The organism is Allobosea sp. (assembly GCF_017308075.1).
Taxonomy (GTDB): Bacteria; Pseudomonadota; Alphaproteobacteria; order Rhizobiales; family Beijerinckiaceae; genus Allobosea.
The window spans coordinates 1-17,646 of sequence record NZ_JAFKFX010000045.1 but is presented as its reverse complement, the minus strand read 5'-3'; the positions used below and the strand labels follow the sequence as shown (position 1 = coordinate 17,646).

The following is a 17,646-nucleotide window of genomic DNA, read 5'->3' as shown; positions in this document are numbered from 1 at the left end:
CTCCAACGCGATGACCGGACCGTGCTCTGGCGAGAGCTGGGGAGGGAGACAGGCAAATGGGGTATCGCGTCGCGGTCGGCGGAACCAGCCATGCCTTCGCCGATCTCCGCGAGCTGATGGCGAAGGCGTCGCCGCCGCGCTCCGGCGACCAGCTGGCGGGGCTCGCCGCCGGCAGCATGCAGGAGATCATGGCGGCGCGGATCGCGCTGGCGGACCTGCCGCTGCGGACCTTCCTGCATGAAGCGCTGATCCCTTACGAGGACGACGAGGTCACACGCCTCATCATCGACACGCATGATGCGGCGGCCTTCGCGCCGGTCGCCGCGCTCACCGTCGGCGAGTTCCGCGACTGGCTCTGCTCCGATGCGGCGACGAGCGAGGTGCTGGCCCGGCTCGCCCGGGGCATCACGCCGGAAATGGCGGCGGCGGTGTCGAAGCTGATGCGCAACCAGGACCTGATCCTGGTCGCGCGCAAATGCCGGGTCGTCAGCCGTTTCCGCAATACGCTCGGCCTGCCCGGGCGGCTCGCTGTGCGCCTCCAGCCCAATCACCCGACCGACGATGCCGCCGGCATCCTCGCCTCGATCATAGACGGGCTGAGCTATGGCTGTGGCGATGCGGTGATCGGCATCAACCCGGCCTCGGACAGCCTCGGCCGGATCGGCGAGCTGCTGCGCCTACTCGACGAGCTGATCGCCCGCTTCGAGATCCCCACGCAGGGCTGCGTCCTGACGCATGTCACCAGTGCGATCGCTCTGATCGGGCAAGGCGCGCCAGTCGACCTCGTCTTCCAGTCCGTCGCGGGCACGCAGGCCGCCAACGCCTCCTTCGGCATCGACCTTTCCCTTCTGCAGGAGGGGATGGAGGCCGGCCGCTCGCAGCAACGCGGCACGACCGGCGACAACCTGATGTATTTCGAAACCGGCCAGGGCTCAGCCCTTTCGGCCAACGCCCATCACGGCGTCGACCAGCAGACGCTCGAAGCGCGCGCCTATGCCGTCTGCCGGGCCTACGAGCCGCTACTGGTCAATACCGTGGTCGGCTTCATCGGGCCGGAATATCTCTATGACGGCAAGCAGATCATCCGGGCTGGGCTGGAAGACCATTTCTGCGGCAAGCTGCTGGGCGTGCCGATGGGTTGCGACATCTGCTACACCAATCATGCCGAGGCCGATCAGGACGACATGGACACGCTGCTGACCCTGCTGGGCACGGCCGGCGTCAATTTCATCATGGGCGTGCCCGGCGCCGACGATGTGATGCTGAACTACCAGTCGACCTCATTCCATGATCAGCTCTATATCCGGGAAGTTCTCGGCCTGAAGCGCGTCCCCGAGTTCGAGGCCTGGCTGCAGCGCATGGACATCACGGATGCGACCGGGCGCCTGAGCGCGAGGCAGGGCGGACAGGCCCTTCTGGCGGCCCTGCCAGGCAGGGCAGCATGAGCGAGAAGCCGAAATCCGGCGCGCCGCAACTGGCCGAGCTCGCGACGCTCACGCCGGCCCGCGTCGCGCTCGGCCGTTCGGGCGCCTCCGTGCCGACGCGGGAAGTGCTCCGTTTCGGCATGGCCCATGCCCAGGCCCGCGACGCAGTGCATGCGCCGTTCGACGCCGACGGCGTGGCCCGCCGGCTTGCAGCCCTCGGCCTCGAGGTGATCCAGGTCGACAGCGCGGCGGGCTCGCGCGAGGCGTATCTGCGCCGGCCCGATCTCGGGCGAAGTCTCTCACCCGGAAGCCGCGAGGCGCTGACGGCACGGTATGGCGACTTCGACCTGGCGTTCATCGTTGCGGACGGGCTCTCCTCGACGGCGGTTCATCGAAATGCCGTTCCCTTGGTCGCGGCGCTGTTGCCATTATTGGCCCGGCAGGGCCTGCGGCTCGCCCCGCTCGTTGTCGGGCGCCAGGCACGGGTTGCTCTCGGTGACGAGATCGGCGCGGCGTTCGGCGCGCGTGCTGTGGCCATGCTGATCGGTGAACGTCCCGGGCTGTCCTCTCCGGATTCTCTCGGCGCGTATCTGACTTTCGCGCCACGAGCGGGTCTCACCGACGCCAATCGCAATTGCATCTCGAACATCCGCCCGGAGGGCCTCGCCTATGAGCCCGCGGCCTTCAAGCTCTCCTGGCTGATCGCCGAGGCTCTTCGCCGTTCGCTGACCGGAATCGGCCTCAAGGACGAGAGCGATCTCGCTATCGAGACGAACGAAACTGCGCTCTCTGGCGCCGCTTTGCTTTCCGGCGCGGTTGCGAACACGGAACCACCTCGCACTTCCGACGCATTCACTGGAGAAGGAGACCGATGATGAAGCCGCTGACCGCCGGCGTGACGCGTGCCAATGAGGGCATCGACGCGATCACCTGGAGCATTCTGGGCCAGACCTATGTACCCAAGACCCTGAGCGAGGACAGCTTCTCCTGGCACGCCACCTTCCCGCCCGGCACCTTCGTGCCGCCGCATATCCATCCGACCCAGGACGAGTTCATCTACATGCTGGAGGGCCGGCTCGATCTCGTGCTCGACGGCCAGGAATCGCATGCGCTGCCGGGCGACCTGATCCGGCTGCCGCGCAATGTCCCGCACGGTCTGTTCAACAAGAGCGACACGCCCGTGAAGTGCCTGTTCTGGGTCGCGCCGACCGGCCGGCTCTATGATCTGTTCTGGGCGATTCACTCGATGAAGGAGCAGAATCCGGCCGAAGTCGTGGCGCTCGCGGCTCGCTACGAGATCGACTTCCTGCCGCCTCCACCGGACGCCGGCTGAACCGGCTCCGGCAGGTGCGTCGCCCGCGTTAGGGTTAATCAAGGGTAAGGCGCGCAAAGGACGGTATTTCGGCGCATGATGCGGGTCTCCACCAGGAAGGTTCGGCCCATGCCCGCCGTCACCACCGAACGCCGCCAGCATGCCCGCAGCCGCACGCTCATCGGCGCCCAGATCATCTTCAACCAGCGTCGGTCGACGCTGGATTGTACCGTCAGGAACATGTCCGAGCACGGGGCGCTGCTCGTCCTCTCCGACGCGGTCTCGACGCCCGAGCTGTTCGAGCTTTATCTGCCGCTCAAGCGTGAAAGCCGCATGGTGCGCGCGCGCTGGCGCGACGGCGCGCGTCAGGGCGTCGAGTTCACGCGGCCTGCCAAGCCGGATAACGAGCCGGCCCCGCTCGACCTGCTGCACCGCCTCAAGCAGCTCGAGCAGGAGAACGCGCAGCTGAAGGCAAGAATCGCCCAGCTGACGGAAGCCGGCTGAGCCCGGGCGGGTGCTCCCGGCATCTGGACGAACCGGATCGACAGGGTCGTTCGGCTCATGCCGTCATTCCAGCCGGAGCGAAGCGGAACACCGGAAGCCGTCATAGGACTCCGGCGCTCTATGATGGTTTTCGGAGCTGCCCCACTTTGCGGCTTGTCCGGATGACGAGCCAGCGCGAGCGAAATTCGTTCTACCGGCGCGGCGCCAGTTGCTCCTTGGCGAAGCCGGCCTTGCCGGCATAGGTCTTCACGATCATCTCGCGCTTGGCATAGGACAGCACGCGCTCGACATCGTCGAAGCCGTTCGGCGCCAGCTCCTCGACGGCATCGATGACCCGCTCCGGGCCGCCGGCCCGGTTCATCGCCACGATCTCGGCCGTCGCCGGCAGGCGCTGCGCCTCATAAGCGGCGAGGGCCTGGCGCGGATGCTCGGCCCGGACCAGCAGGTCGGCAAGGCAGCGGGCATCGAGGATCGCCTGCGAGGCACCATTCGAGCCGACCGGGTACATCGGGTGGGCGGCGTCGCCGAGCAGGGTGACACGGCCATGGGTCCAGCGCGGCAGCGGATCGCGGTCGCACATCGGATAGTCCCAGAAGCCCGGCGTCGCCTGGATCAGGGCGAGGATGTCGACGCCCGGCACAGTGAATCTGCGGGCGAAGGGCAGCACGTCCTCGAGCCGGCCAGCCTTGGACCAGGCCTCCTTCGGCGGCGGCTTGGCGGGATCGCCGGTGCGGATGTTGACCACCCAATTGGTCAGCCGCGTTCCAGGCTTGCTCCCTTCGGCGATCGGATAGAGCACGAGCTTGCCGGCCATGCCGCCGGCGATGATCATGCTCTCGCCATCGAGAAAGGCCGGCCAGTCGCAGGCGCCGCGCCACATCTGCACGCCGTTCCAGCGCGGTGCGCCCTGGTCGGGGAAGTAGTGGGCCCGTACCGTCGAATGGATACCGTCGGCGGCGATCATCAGGTCGGCTCGCGCGGTTTCTCCGCCCTCCCCGCGGCGGGAATCGGTGAAATGCGCGGTGACGCCGCCTTCGTCCTGCAAGAAGCCCTGGAGGCGCCGGCCACAGCGCAGCGCCTCCGGCCCGAGCCGGGCCACGACCGCGTCCCTGATCACGCCCTGGAGCCGGCCGCGATGGATCGAGAACTGCGGGACCGGCGCACCTGCATGCAGGCCGCGCGGTTCGCGCCAGACCGCCTGCCCGAAGCGGTTCATGTAGACGAGTTCGCGGGTGCGGATCGCCACGGCGTCGAGAGCCGGCAGCAGGCCGAGCTCGGCAAGCTCGCGAATGGCGTGCGGCAGGGTGTTGATGCCGACGCCGACCTCCCGGATATCGCTGGACTGCTCGTAGACCGTCGCGGCGATGCCGCGTGCGTGCAGCATGAGCGCCAAGGTGAGGCCGCCGATGCCGCCGCCGACGATAATGACCTTCATGCGCGCTCGTTCCCCATTATTATTTCAAGCTTGAAATATCAGCGCGAAGCTTGTCAATCGCCCCGCGCCGTTGCTTCCGCCACCCGGGCAGGGCCGGAAAAGCGCATTTTCCGCGGAACGAAGCCGTATTCTGTGCGTATCTAGGCCCAATGCTGTCGTTTTTGGATGGCAGCCATGCAACACGGTGGGTTCGCGCGCGACAGCGCACCGATTCGCCGCGACGCTCCGGCCTTCAAAAGCGGTGCCGGAGCGAGGCTACTCTCATCATTGCTCTTCCAGGAGGGTTGTATGACCAAGAACGAACTGATCGCCGCCATCGCCGACGAGACCGGCAAGACCAAGGCTGACGTCTCGGCCATCCTCGGCTCGCTCGCCGGCGTCGTCGCCAAGACCCTGAAGTCCGGTGGTGACGTCACGCTCGGCGGCATCGGCAAGCTGGCGGCGGCCAAGCGCGAGGCCCGCGAAGCCCGCAATCCGTCGACCGGCGCGACGATCAAGGTTCCCGCCAAGACCGTCGTGAAGTTCAAGGTCACCAAGGATCTCGCCGACGCCGTCGCCTGAGGCGACCGGCTTTCAAAGATCAGGAGCATGGCGAAAGGCGCGGCGTCCTTTCGCCATGCTCCGTCTCGGCGGGCAAGATCGGCAGGCCGGACTATGCCCCCGACCGCCGCGCATCGCCGAGTGGAACTCGTCCTCGGTCCCGGCATGGCTTGACCGCGGCGCGGCGCTGCCCACAGTAGCGCGATGTTCCTGCGCCTCTTCACCGATCTGCGAGCTGCCAAGGTCCCCGTCACGCTGCGGGAGTATCTCGCCTTGCTCGAGGGCGTCGAGGCCGACCTCGCCGAGCATCGCGTCGACGAATTCTACCATCTCGCCCGCACCTGCCTGGTCAAGGACGAGCGTCATCTCGACCGCTTCGACCGGGTCTTCGCCCAGGTCTTCAAGGGCATGGAGACGCTTGGCGAGGCCTTCGAGGAAGCCGGTATTCCCGAGGAATGGCTGCGCAAGCTGGCCGAGAAATTCCTGACCGAGGAGGAGAAGGCCCAGCTCGAGGCGCTCGGCTGGGACAAGCTGCTCGAGACGCTGAAGCAGCGCCTCGCCGAGCAGAAGGGCCGCCACCAGGGCGGCTCGAAATGGATCGGCACCGCCGGCACCTCACCCTATGGCGCCTATGGCTACAATCCCGAGGGCGTACGCATCGGCCAGGACAAGAACCGCAATTTCCGTGCGGTGAAGGTCTGGGACAAGCGCGAGTTCAAGGATTTCGACGACACACGCGAGCTCGGTGTCCGCAATTTGAGGGTTGCGCTGCGCCGCCTGCGGAAATTCGCCCGGACCGGCGCCGCCGAGGAGCTCGACCTCGACGAGACGATCACCGAAACGGCCAAGCATGGCTATCTCGACGTCAAGCTCAGGCCCGAGCGGCACAATGCCGTGAAGGTGCTGCTCTTCCTCGATGTCGGCGGCTCGATGGACTGGCATGTCGAGCTGGCGGAAGAGCTGTTCTCCGCGGCGCGGGCCGAATTCAAGCATTTCGAGCATTTCTACTTCCACAACTGCCCTTATGAGCGGGTCTGGAAGGAGAACCGGCGCCGGCACGACCAGGTTATCCCGACCTTCGACATCCTGCGCACCTATCCGCCCGACTACCGGCTGGTCTTCGTCGGCGACGCCTCGATGAGCCCCTATGAGATCGCCATGCCCGGCGGCTCGGTCGAGCACTGGAACGAGGAGCCCGGCGAGGTCTGGATGCGGCGGCTGACCGAGCGCTTCCCGAAATCGGTCTGGCTCAACCCGGTGCAGCAGCATCTGTGGAGCTACACCCAGTCGATCCGGCAGATCGGCGGGCTGATGGGCGGGCGCATGTTCCCGCTGACGCTGGATGGGCTCGACGGCGCGATCAAGGCGCTGACGCGGTAACATCCACCGGCTTGGTTATGCGCGGGCCCAAACAGCGCATGTTCTTCAGGAGATTTTCAACCCCGCGCTTTGCTCTCCGCGGCAAGGCCGGCTAGAGCTTCGCGCCATGCAAGCCGAAGACGACGACGCCCCTCCCTCCTGGCGCCAGCGCCCCAAGCCGATCGGCTTCGAGATCGCCTATCGGCTCGATGGCGACACGCTGGAGATCGACAGTACGCGCAAGGTCGACCGTGTCAGGCTGGCTGCGGTCGAGCAGGTCCGCTTCCTCTACACGCCGAGCAATGTCACCGCGAAGAGCTTCCGGACGCAGCTGCGGCTCAGCGACGGCAAGAGCATCACCTTCGGCAATCTGTCCTGGCGCTCGCTGACCGATATCGAGCGCGACGATCCGCGCTATCACGCCTTCGTCACGGCTCTATCGGCCACGATCAGCCGCGCCAATCCGCGCGCCCGCTTCGTCGCCGGCAAGCCGTTTCCGCTCTGGCTGGCCCTGGCGATTGTCGGCGGGCTCTCGCTGGTCATGCTCGCCTTCTTCAGCCTCAGCGCCTTCCGAAGCGGCGCGAGCACGGCCGGCTGGCTCGGGATCGTGCTGGGAGCCGCCTCCTTCTGGCAAGTCTGGCCGATGGTCAGGCTCAACCGCCCCCGCGAGCTCGCCAATGGCGAAGTGCCGGGCGAGCTCGTGCCCGGGGGCAAACCGAACTGAGGGCCTCGGGCCACAGCCGAGCGTCTCACCTCGGGTGAGCTGATCTCGTCATCCTGGACGAGCTCGCCCGGAATCCATCGGAAGGCACCGGGCCCCGTCGATGAATCCCGAACCTGCGCTGTTTCGCGGCATTCCAAGGTGACGGCTGCTCTTCCGTGAGGGGAGCGTACCCTAGCGCACCACGAGCACCGAGCATTTCGCCCGCCTGACGATGGTCGAGGCGTTGGAGCCGATGACATAGGCGAGCATGCCGGGCTCATGCGAGGCGATCACGATCAGATCGGCGCCGCTGGCATCGGCCTCCGCCAGGACCTCGCCATGGACCGAGCCGACCAGCACCTTGGCGGAGACACGCTCGGCCGGCAGCTTCACCTTGGCGGCGATTTCGGCGAGCTTCGCCTCGGCCTCGGCTTGCTGCCCGGCGTCGAAATCGGCCGGAACGAATTCCATATAGGTGATCGGCACCAGCGAGCGGACATAGACCAGCCGGATCGTACCGTCCGAAGCCGTGGCGAAGGATTCCGCAGCGGCGATGGCGGGATCGGCGAGTTCTGCCTCGGCAAGATCGACCGGTACCAAAATCGATTTGTACATCGCGTTCTCCTCGCTCTACTCGACTGAGATGAAATCTGGCACCGAGCGCGTTCCGGGTCGTTGCGCTCGATCAACCGGCTTCGCGCATGGTCGTCATGATGCCGCGGAATTTGACGTGGATCGGCATGGGTTTAACAGTCCCGCCGATGCTGCGTTCGCGGCCTTAGGTCGCCCCGCCGCGACGTCCTCGATTTCGGGTGCGCCGATGTCCGAAGCCTCCCCCCCTCGCCGGCTGACCGGACTGATCGCCTCTCCGACCAGCTTCCTGATGGTGCTCGCCTTCGTCAACTGGTTCGGCTACGCGAGCTGGAGCGCGCTGCTGAACAATTTCGCCAAGGAGGCGGCGGGTTTCACCGGGCAGGATATCGGCATCCTGCAATCGGTGCGCGAAATTCCCGGTTTCCTGGCCTTCACCGCGATCATCCTGTTCTGGATCATGCGCGAGCAGGTGCTGGCCTATCTCAGCCTGCTGACGCTGGGCCTCGGCGTCGCCCTCACCGGCTTCTATCCGAGCCTCGGCGGGCTGCTGCTGACGACGACGATCATGTCGATCGGCTTCCACTATTACGAGACGGCCCAGCAATCCCTGCAATTGCAACTGCTGCCCAAATCGGAGGCGCCGCGCCTGCTCGGGCGGATCGCCGGCGCCTCGGCGGTCGCGCAATTGCTGGCCTTCGGCTCGATCGCGTTGATCTGGCGGACCCTGCAGCCGAGCTATGCCACCGTCTTCCTCGGTGCCGGTCTCGTCACCATTGCGCTGACCATCGTCGCGATCGCGCTGTTCCCGCGTTTCCAGGGCGCCGTGCCGCAGAACAAGGGCTTCGTGCTGCGCAAGCGCTACTGGCTCTATTACGCACTGACCTTCGCGTCGGGGGCGCGACGCCAGATCTTCATGGCCTTCGGCGGCTTCCTGCTGGTCGAGCGCTTCGGTTACGACGTCGCGGCGACGGCGACGCTGCTGCTGGCGACCTACGGCATCAACATGTTCGCCGGCCCGCTGCTGGGCGCCTTGGTCGGGCGGATCGGCGAACGCGCCACCATCCAGCTCGAAAACATCTCGCTGATCGTCGTCTTCGTCGGCTACGCGCTGGCGAGCCACGGCACCTTCGGCAACTGGGGCGCCCTGTTCGCTGGCGCCTTCTTCGTCATCGACGGCGTCTGCTTCACGCTCGTCCTCGCCCAGCGGACCTATTTCCAGAAGATCGCAGACCCCGCCGACATCGCCCCGACCTCGGCGGTCGCCTTCACGATCAACCACATCGCGGCCGTATTCCTGCCGATCACCTTCGGGCTGATCTGGCTGCGCGATCCGGCTCTGGTGTTCTATATCGGTGCTGGCGTCGCTACCGCCTCGCTCGGGCTTTCGCTGCTCGTGCCACGCCATCCGGTCGCCGGCCACGAGACGACGCTGTCAGCCCCTGCCCCCGCAGCGGCGGAGTAGGCGTCCTCAGCCCTGCCGGGCGGGCGTACGGACGATCAAGCCGTCGAGCTCGTCGCGGACGCGGATCTGGCAGGACAGGCGCGAACCCGGGCGCACGTCGAAGGCGAAATCGAGCATATCCTCCTCCATCGGCTCGGCCTGGCCGGTCGCCGCGAGCCAGGCATCGTCGACATAGACATGGCAGGTGGCGCAGGCGCAGGCGCCGCCGCATTCGGCCTCGATGCCGGGCACGCCATTGCGGACGGCGACCTCCATCACGGTCGAGCCGGTCTCCGCCTCGACCGTGCGGCTCGTCCCCTGGGCGTCGATGAAAGTGATCTTCGGCATCGTGAACTCCGGCGCGCCGTCCTGGCGGCTTCGCGGCTTGCGTGTCCGGGCGATGCCGGGCCCGGCCTTCAATGCCGTGCCGCGCCTGCCGCCCGCGAATGGGATTGGCGTCCGCGGAGCCCGCGGACCCGATCGTCTCTAGAGGATTTCGAAAGCGCGGGAAACGGCGATTTCAGGCGGCGCAGTCGAAGCGCGCGATCGCAGCCCGCGCCTCGGCCGCCGCCAGGGCCAGCGCGTCCATGCCCGCCTCGAGCGCAAGCTGGTCGGGTGCGCCCAGTTGCTGCTCGACGAGATCGGCCGCATCGGCGACCTGCCAGGCGCCGATCGCCCGCGCCGCGCCCTTGAGCGTGTGCGCGGCATCGCGCCTCGCCTGGTCGTCGGTGCTGCCATGGATGGTGCGCAGGTGCCGGACGCATTGCTGGGAGAACAGAACGAGCAGTTCGCGCTCCAGCGCGAGATCGCCGCCGGTCTGGCGGGCGAGATGCTCGAAATCAATGGCTGTGTTGGTCATCACGGGGAACTCGACTTTAAAGGTCCGAGGCGGCGTCCCGGCGCGCCTCCTGACCTCTTAGGAAGCGCCAACATGGTGAATGAGGCGTTAACGACGTTTGTGAATCGGCGGGGGAAACAGGTTTCATTCACCGCCTGCCTCAACTACGCTTCGAGCCAGTAAACGATGGGCGTCGTGTCGCTTGCGGAATCTCGGCTTGAGGCGGCCGTTCTTCCGTCGTGCGGCGCGGGACGACGCGCCCATCGCCAGTAGCGTAGCGAGGCGGCATTCATGACCCGGCAGAACAAGCTCCAGGATCCGACCGAAGCCGCGATGTCGGCGATCGAGGAAGCGCTGAGGCTGGACCAGCCCAAGGGCGACAACTCAACCGGCGATCCCGAGCTGAAGCTGCCCGCTGCTACCGGCGGCGACCTCAAGGTCGAGCTACCGCGCGTCGAATCCGCTCCGCCGAAGCCGGAAGCGGCAGAGCCAGCGACACCGTCGCGCCCGGCCATCGCCCCCGACACCAGCCGCGTCGCCAATGACGACCGCCGCGATTCCAGCTCCCTCGTCCAGGCCTTCTCCGCCCGCCCCTCCGCCAAACCCTACTGGTTCGCCGCCCTCGCGACCCTGGCCTGGCTCGGCGGCGTCGGCTTCACCCTGGTCAGCCGCTACGGCTCCTTCGCCGAGGGCCTGCCGCCCGGCATCGTCGCCTTCGGCCCGGGCCAATGGGCCCTGCTCACGCTGGGCGCCGGCGCACCGGTCGTGTTCTTCTTCGTCCTGGCGGCGCTCTATCGCCGCACCCAGGAGATGCGCCTGGTCTCGCGCGCGATGACCGAGGTCGCGCTGCGCCTGGCCGAGCCCGAGATCGTCGCGACCGATTCCGTGCTCTCGCTGAGCCAGACCATCCGCCGCGAGGTCGCGGCGATGGGCGACGGCATCGAACGCGCCGTCGCCCGCGCCGGCGAGCTCGAGACCATCGTCCGCGGCGAGATCGCGACGCTGGAGCGCGCCTATGCCGACAACGAGATCCGGCTGCGCTCGCTGATCGACGAACTGGTGACGCAGCGCGAATCCGTCGTCGGCAATGCCGAGCGGGTCAAGTTCGCCATCAGCGGCGCCCATGAGAACATCAGCAAGGACCTCGAAACCGCCAGCCGTTCGATCGCCGAGGCGGTCGCCCAGGCGGGCGAACGCGTCACCGTGACGCTGAGCGACAAGGGCGACCAGATCACCCTCGCGCTCGGTCGCGCCGGCGAGCGCATGGTCGACGAGATCAGCGGACGCGGCAACGAACTGGTCGAGCGCCTGCAGGTCACATCGGGCGAAGTCGGCGAGCGCCTGACCGGCGCCAGCCACAGCATCACCGGTCTGATCGACAGCCGGGTCCAGGAAATCGCAAGCTCGCTCGAGCGCACCGGCTCGGTCCTGACCGAGGGCCTCACCGCCGGCGCCCGCGACGTCACCCGCGCGATCAGCGAGACCGGCGCGCAGGTCGCCGAGACGCTCGCCAACCGGGCCGAAACGGTCAACGAGACGCTGCGCAGCACCGGCGAGACGCTGGCGCAGGAGATCTCCCAGCGCGGCACCACCGTGGCCGAACGCTTCGAGCACAGCGGCCGCACCCTGGTCGGGCTGATCGAGGAGCAGAGCAGCAACCTGACCGCGCGCCTGGCCGAGACCGGCGAGACCCTGCGCACCACCATCTCCGACGAGGGCGAGAGCGTCACCACCCGCCTGGCCGAGGTCGGACGCGGCGTGCACGTGCTGCTCAGCAAGCAGAACGAACTCGTCGCCTCCCGCATCCAGGAGGCCGGCGACACCGTCCACAGCCTGCTCGGCAAGCAGGGCGAGACGCTGGTCGAGCGGCTGACCGAGACGGTGCAGACCGTCGACGGCCTGCTGCGCGAGCAGAGCGACTCGATCATCCTGCGCTTCGACGAAGCCGGAAAGGGACTGAACACGCTGATCGGCGAGCGCGGCGAGGAGTTGACCGCCCGCATCTCCGCCGTCGGCGCGACCGTGCACAGCCTGTTCTCGGAAGAGGCCGGCAGCCTGGTCACCCGCCTCTCCGATATCGGCCATGATGTCCGCGGCGCCATCGGCAGCCAGGGCGACACGCTGATCGAGCGCCTGACCGAGGTCGGCAAGGGCATGCAGGAGGCTCTCGGCGAGCGCGGAGACGGCTTGGTCGCGCGCTTCGCGAACGTCACCCGCGAGGTCGAAGAGGCGATCGGCGCCCGCGGCGACGGTCTGGTCCTGCGCCTGGCCGAGGTCACCCGCGAGGTCGAGGCGGCCATCGATCAGCGCGGCGGCGGGCTGGTCAGCAGCCTCGCCAACGTCACGCGCGAGGTCGAGGACACGATCGGCGCCCGCGGCGACGGTCTGGTCGCCCGGCTCGCCGAAGTCACCCGCGACGTCGAGGCGGCCATCGATCAGCGCGGCGGTGGGCTGGTCAGCAGCCTCGCCAACGTCGCCCGCGAGGTCGAGGACACGATCGGTGCCCGCGGCGACGGGCTGATCGCCCGCCTCGCCGACGCCTCGCGCGAGGTCGAGAACGCCCTCGGCGTCCGCGGCGAAGGCCTGGTCGCGCGCCTCGCCGAAGTCACCCGCGACGTCGAGAATTCCATCGGTGCGCGCGGCGACGGCCTCGTCGCCCGGCTCGCCGACGTGACCCGCGACGTCGAGAACGCCATCGGCGCTCGCGGCGACGGTCTGGTCACCCGCCTCGCCGACGTCACCCGCGAAGTCGAAACCGCAATCGACGAGCGCGGCGGCGGACTGGTGTCGCGTCTGTCGGATGTCGGCCGCGAGGTCCAGAGCGCGCTCGGCGAGCGCGGCGAGAGCCTGGTGGCGCGCCTCTCCGAGGTCGGCGCCGACGTGCAGGCCGCGATCGGCGAGCAGCGCGAGAACCTCATCCTGCAGCTGGCAGAGGCCGGCTCGGGCGTGCGCAACCTCTTGATCGCGGAGAGCGAGGCCCTGAGCGGCCGCGTCATCGCCACCGGCCAGGACATGCAGGAGCTGCTCTCCGGCCAGAGCCAGGCGCTCGTCACCCGCGTCGCCGATGTCGGCCGCTCCGTGCACGGCCTCCTCGCCGAGCGCAGCGGCGCGCTGATCAGCCAGCTCGCCAGTGCCGGCCAGTCGCTGCATGATCGCCTCGGCGATCAGGGCGAGGCGATCGCAGCCCGCATCAACGCCGCGAGCGACAGCGCCCGCGCGGTGTTCGACGACCAGCAGGCCGCCTTCATCGTCCGTCTTTCGCAGACCGGCGACGAGGTCGCCGGCGCGCTCGGCAGCCAGCGCGAGAGCATCATCGCCGGCCTCGCCGCGACCGGACAGGAAGTCCACGGCCTGATCGGCTCGCAGCGCGAGAAGCTGCTCGCCGACCTCAGCGCCACCGGCCGCGAGGTCCATGGCCTGCTCGGCGAACAGGGCGAGCATCTCGCCGAGCGCCTCGGCGAGGCGGCCCGCAAGCTCGCCGAGACGATCAATGTCGATGGCCGCCATGTCGCCGACCGCGTCAGCGACGCGACGATCGCGCTGCGCGAGACCTTCACCACCCAGGCCGACCAGGCGAGCAGCATGCTCGCCGCGACCGGCAAGGAGGTCGTGATCGCGCTCACCCAGCAGGGCGGACGCGTCAACGAGGCTCTGGCCGCGAATGCCGAGTCGCTGATGCGCTCTGTCGATGTGCGCTCGCAGGCGCTGAACGAGTTGCTGGCCGGGCGCCATGACGCCTTCACCCGCCTGTTCGACGTCCAGGGCCGGGAGATCGAGGCTTCGATCAGCGCCCGCCTCGGCGCGCTCGAGGAAATCGTGGTCACCCGCGGCGGCACGCTCGCCTCGAAGATCGGCAACGATGCGCGCTCCTTCACCGACGCGGTCACGCTGCGCCTCAACCAAGTCGAGAAGCTGCTCGGCGAGGAAGGTCAGGCCCTGGCCGAACGCATCGGCGAGCGCTCGCAGCACGCAGCCGAGATCATGAGCACGCGGACGCAGGAAGCGGCCGCGGCGATGGAGAACCAGATCCGCGTCTTCGAGGAGCGCTCCAGCGCCAAGAGCGCCGAGATCGCCGGATCGCTCGACAGCCTGATCGCCCGCATCGACGGCAATCTCGGCTCGCGCGCCACCGCCCTCAACGAGGCGCTGGTCGAGCGCACGGTCGACATCGCCCGCGTCATGGCCGAGGGCGGACGCGAGGTCACCCGCGCCCTGGCCGCCAAGGCCGACGAGATCGGCGAGGTCGTGACGTCGAAGAGCGAGGCGCTGACGCGCACCCTCGCCGACAAGGCCGACAGCATCAATGCGACGCTCGGTGGGCGCGCCCTCCAGATCGCCGACACGCTCGACCAGAGCGTGGCGCGCTTCGAAGAGCGCGTGGTCAACCGACTCGACACAGTCTCCGGCACGCTGGATTCGCGCGGCACTGAAATCGCCGAGCGCCTCCAGGGCACCTCGGACGCGATCTCGCTCACCCTCGGCGCCCGCGCCGAAGAACTGCGCGCCCTGTTCGACGACAAGGGCGGCGGCATGATCAGCACGCTCGACCAGCACGGCTCGCAGATCGCCCTCACCTTGCAGAGCAAGTCGGACGAGATCGCCGCGGCGCTCGGCGCCAGCAGCGAGCAGCTGCGCGCCCTGTTCGACGAGAAGGGCGGCGGCATGATCAGCGCGCTCGGCCAGCGCGGTTCGATGATCGCCCAGACGCTGCAGAGCAAGTCGGACGAGATCGCCGCGGCGCTCGGCGCCAGCGACGCTCAGCTGCGCGCCCTCTTCGACGACAAGGGCGGCGGCATGATCAGCACGCTCGGCGAGTACGGCTCGCAGATCGCGCTCACGCTGCAGAGCAAGTCGGACGAGTTCACCACGACGCTCGGCGCCAGCGACGCCCAGCTGCGCGCCCTGTTCGACGAGAAGGGCAATGGCATGATCAGCGCGCTCGGCCAGCGCGGCGCGATGATCGCCCACACCCTGCAGTCGAAATCGGACGCCCTCGCCGCGGCGCTCGGCGCCAGCACCGAAGAGCTGCGGACGCTGCTCGACGAGCGCGGCGGCAGCGTGATCAGCACCCTCGACCAGCGCGGTGCCCAGATCGCGCAGACGCTGGACACCAAGTCCGGCGAGCTCGCCGCGACGCTCGGTGCCCGGACCGAGGAACTGCGCGCGCTGTTCGCCCAGACCGGCGGCGGCATGATCGAGGCGCTCAGCCAGAAGGGCGAAGCGATCGCCAGCGAGGTCGCCAATGTCGGCGAAGCGGTGGTGCGGACCCTCACCAGCCGCGGCAGCTCGATCATCGAAGGGCTGCGCGAGCGCGGCGCCGACATCGCCGGCGCGCTCGAGACGGCCTCCAGCCAGCTGCGCGAGACGCTCGAAAGCGGCACCAGCCAGTCGGTCGAGGCCCTGCTCAAGACCAATGAGCAGCTGCGCGGCGAGCTCGGCGGCATGCTCGGCCGCCTCGGCGAGGCGAACAAGCTGATGCAGCAGATCGTCACCGGCGCGAACAAGAACCTCGTCGCGATCGAGGGTAGCCTGTCCGGCCGCGTCGAGGAGCTGCAGAACGTGCTCTCGACGGTGGTCGAGGAGACCGGCCGCGCCTCGATGCAGGTCGCGGGCCAGATCGAGGCGCTGAAGGGCTTCTCGGAAGGCACGCTGCGCGAGACCGCGGGGCTGATCTCCAGGATCGACGAGCAGGGCTCCTCGATGACCGAGGCGACGCAGACCAATGCCGCGGCACTGAACGCGGTCGCGGCCCGGCTCGAGCAGGTCGAAGCCCGCGTCGGCAATGCGCTGGCCGACCGCAAGGAGGCGCTCGAGCATCTGCACGGCCTGATCGCCACGCGCACCGACGACATCGAGCAGATCACCCGCTCCTTCTCGTCGACGCTCGACGAGTCGCTCAGCGCAGCCGAGACGCGTACCCGCCAGATCGGCGGCGTCCTCAGCGAATCCGCGGAGACGACGACCAATGCGATCACCGCGCAGTTCGACACGATCCGTGCCGCCAGCGGCCGCGAGCGCGAGCGCATCACCCAGGCGCTGCGCGCCTCCTATGAGCAGGTCGTCAACGAAGTCGGCGCGGAGATCGCCAAGGTCACCGAGCGCTTCCAGAGTGCGGCCGAGGACATGCGCACCATGTCGGCCGAGATCCAGCAGGAGCTGGAAGCGACGCGTTCCGAGCTGAAGCGCGGCGTGCTCGATCTGCCGCGCGAGACGCAGGAATCGACCGCTGCCATGCGCCGCGTGGTCGCCGACCAGATCAAGGCGCTGAACGAGCTGACCGAGATCGTAACCCGGTCGGGCCGCAGCAGCGACGTCGCGCGCCCGTCGAGCGATGGCGCCGGCCGCCGTGCCGCGGCCAGTGCCGCGAGTGCTCCGGCGCAGGTCGTGGCGACGGTATCGAGCCCGCGCATGCCGGCCCTGATGGAGCCGCTGCGCGCCTCGATCGACCCGACGCCGGAACCGGCGCGACCGGAGGCGGCGCGCAGCCCGGCGGCCGAGCCGGTCCGCCAGGAAGTGGCGCGCACGGAAGCGGCGCGCCGGCAGCCGGAGCCGGCTCCGGCCAAGTCCGGCTGGCTCTCCGATCTGCTCAACCGGGCCTCGCGCGACGACCGCGCGCCGGAGACGCCCAAGCCGACCGCCCACAGCATCGAGAAGCTCGATTCGCTCTCGGTCGACATCGCCCGGATGATCGACCATGACGCTGCCGTCGAGCTCTGGGACCGCTACAAGCGCGGCGAGCGCAACGTCTTCACGCGCCGGCTCTACACCCTGCAGGGCCAGCAGACCTTCGACGAGATCCGGCGCAAATACCGCCGCGACGCCGAGTTCAAGGAGACCGTCGACCGCTATATCGAGGAGTTCGAGCGCCTGCTCGGCGAGGCGGCCAAGGATGATCGCGACTCGATGGTCGCCAAAACCTACCTGACCTCGGAAACCGGCAAGGTCTACACCATGCTGGCCCATGCCAGCGGGCGCTTCGAGTAAGCGCCCTCTCCTTCCGGACCAGCAAGATCGAGGGCCGCCCGTCAGGGCGACTCTCTCTGTTGGGGCAGGGGTATCAAGCTCCCCACGTGGCGAATGTCTCGGGTGGGGCGGGAACGGACGATTACCCGCCATCTCGATAGATGGTATCAGGGGCTGCGGGACCATCTGGAGGAAGCGGTTTGAACTACAACGACAACTCCCTCTACTACATCCTGTTCTCGTTGCCGTTCATCGCCTTCTTTCTCGCAATTGGCATCGTCGTTTGGGTATTCAAATACCTCCTGTCCAAGAACACTCCATCCAATTCCGAGGACGATCCGGATCGCTGACGGCTACCCCGGCTTCACGATGTCCGTTATGGGTCGATACCGTTGAAAAAGTCGTCGTTGCCGCGGGTATGAAGTCCTGATTCAGTCGTCCTTGGATGGAGGGCGGCGCGATGATGGGCGAACGGCAGGTGGCGCAGGAGGCGCTGTTCTACGAGTTCAGCCTGGAGCGTCACATCCCGGCCG

The 17,646-nt window shown here is 68.1% G+C and carries 14 protein-coding genes; 10 read left to right on the top strand and 4 right to left on the bottom strand.

The genetic code is table 11. The features are described 5' to 3' along the window. Positions 1-56 precede the first annotated feature (56 nt). The 4 genes from J0J10_RS22945 to J0J10_RS22930 all read left to right on the top strand — a co-directional run bounded on the left by J0J10_RS22945 (position 57) and on the right by J0J10_RS22930 (position 3,240). The gene (locus tag J0J10_RS22945; protein ID WP_291649504.1) at positions 57-1,445 is read left to right on the top strand and encodes an ethanolamine ammonia-lyase subunit EutB; all 1,389 of its coding nucleotides are present in this window, start codon (positions 57-59) and stop codon (positions 1,443-1,445) included. Next, entirely contained in the window at positions 1,442-2,299 is an 858-nt protein-coding gene (gene eutC / locus J0J10_RS22940) for an ethanolamine ammonia-lyase subunit EutC (RefSeq protein WP_291649503.1), read from the top strand. Before J0J10_RS22945 ends, eutC begins: the two co-directional genes overlap by 4 nt. After that, the gene (locus J0J10_RS22935; RefSeq protein WP_291649502.1) at positions 2,299-2,757 is read left to right on the top strand and encodes a cupin domain-containing protein; all 459 of its coding nucleotides are present in this window, start codon (positions 2,299-2,301) and stop codon (positions 2,755-2,757) included. The genes eutC and J0J10_RS22935 overlap by 1 nt, the downstream gene beginning before the upstream one ends. Before the next feature lie 108 nt (positions 2,758-2,865). Beyond that, positions 2,866-3,240: a PilZ domain-containing protein gene (locus J0J10_RS22930; protein WP_291649501.1), complete on the top strand. Its 375-nt coding sequence runs from the start codon at positions 2,866-2,868 to the stop codon at positions 3,238-3,240. A gap of 190 nt (positions 3,241-3,430) precedes the next feature. On the opposite strand, the gene J0J10_RS22925 is transcribed toward J0J10_RS22930, so the two are convergent. Further along, positions 3,431-4,675 (bottom strand): flavin-dependent oxidoreductase, encoded by a 1,245-nt coding sequence (locus tag J0J10_RS22925; protein ID WP_291634145.1) that lies wholly within the window; start codon positions 4,673-4,675, stop codon positions 3,431-3,433. A gap of 165 nt (positions 4,676-4,840) precedes the next feature. Between J0J10_RS22925 and J0J10_RS22920 the strand changes: the two genes are divergently transcribed. The 3 genes from J0J10_RS22920 to J0J10_RS22910 all read left to right on the top strand — a co-directional run bounded on the left by J0J10_RS22920 (position 4,841) and on the right by J0J10_RS22910 (position 7,298). Further along, positions 4,841-5,236: an HU family DNA-binding protein gene (locus J0J10_RS22920; protein WP_327524581.1), complete on the top strand. Its 396-nt coding sequence runs from the start codon at positions 4,841-4,843 to the stop codon at positions 5,234-5,236. A gap of 183 nt (positions 5,237-5,419) precedes the next feature. Further along, positions 5,420-6,595 (top strand): vWA domain-containing protein, encoded by a 1,176-nt coding sequence (locus J0J10_RS22915; RefSeq protein ID WP_291649500.1) that lies wholly within the window; start codon positions 5,420-5,422, stop codon positions 6,593-6,595. A gap of 106 nt (positions 6,596-6,701) precedes the next feature. Beyond that, positions 6,702-7,298, top strand: coding sequence for a hypothetical protein (locus J0J10_RS22910; protein WP_291649499.1), 597 nt, complete (start codon positions 6,702-6,704; stop codon positions 7,296-7,298). Positions 7,299-7,469: 171 nt separating this feature from the next. Here J0J10_RS22910 and J0J10_RS22905 read toward each other — a convergent pair whose 3' ends face one another. After that, entirely contained in the window at positions 7,470-7,892 is a 423-nt protein-coding gene (locus J0J10_RS22905) for a universal stress protein (RefSeq protein WP_291634138.1), read from the bottom strand. A 205-nt stretch (positions 7,893-8,097) separates the two neighbouring features. Here J0J10_RS22905 and J0J10_RS22900 point away from each other — a divergent pair, with 205 nt between their 5' ends. Beyond that, positions 8,098-9,333: an MFS transporter gene (locus J0J10_RS22900; RefSeq protein ID WP_291634136.1), complete on the top strand. Its 1,236-nt coding sequence runs from the start codon at positions 8,098-8,100 to the stop codon at positions 9,331-9,333. A 6-nt stretch (positions 9,334-9,339) separates the two neighbouring features. On the opposite strand, the gene J0J10_RS22895 is transcribed toward J0J10_RS22900, so the two are convergent. Both J0J10_RS22895 and J0J10_RS22890 read right to left on the bottom strand, forming a co-directional pair. After that, positions 9,340-9,660 (bottom strand): 2Fe-2S iron-sulfur cluster-binding protein, encoded by a 321-nt coding sequence (locus tag J0J10_RS22895; RefSeq protein WP_291634134.1) that lies wholly within the window; start codon positions 9,658-9,660, stop codon positions 9,340-9,342. Positions 9,661-9,832: 172 nt separating this feature from the next. Then, positions 9,833-10,171: an Hpt domain-containing protein gene (locus J0J10_RS22890; protein ID WP_291634132.1), complete on the bottom strand. Its 339-nt coding sequence runs from the start codon at positions 10,169-10,171 to the stop codon at positions 9,833-9,835. 270 nt (positions 10,172-10,441) lie between these two features. On the opposite strand from J0J10_RS22890, the gene J0J10_RS22885 reads away from it, so the two are divergent. Together J0J10_RS22885 and J0J10_RS22880 are read left to right on the top strand one after the other, a co-directional pair. Further along, positions 10,442-17,134 (top strand): apolipoprotein A-IV repeat region-like domain-containing protein, encoded by a 6,693-nt coding sequence (locus J0J10_RS22885; RefSeq protein WP_291649498.1) that lies wholly within the window; start codon positions 10,442-10,444, stop codon positions 17,132-17,134. A 179-nt stretch (positions 17,135-17,313) separates the two neighbouring features. Next, positions 17,314-17,463: a hypothetical protein gene (locus J0J10_RS22880; RefSeq protein ID WP_291649497.1), complete on the top strand. Its 150-nt coding sequence runs from the start codon at positions 17,314-17,316 to the stop codon at positions 17,461-17,463. Positions 17,464-17,646 lie beyond the last annotated feature (183 nt).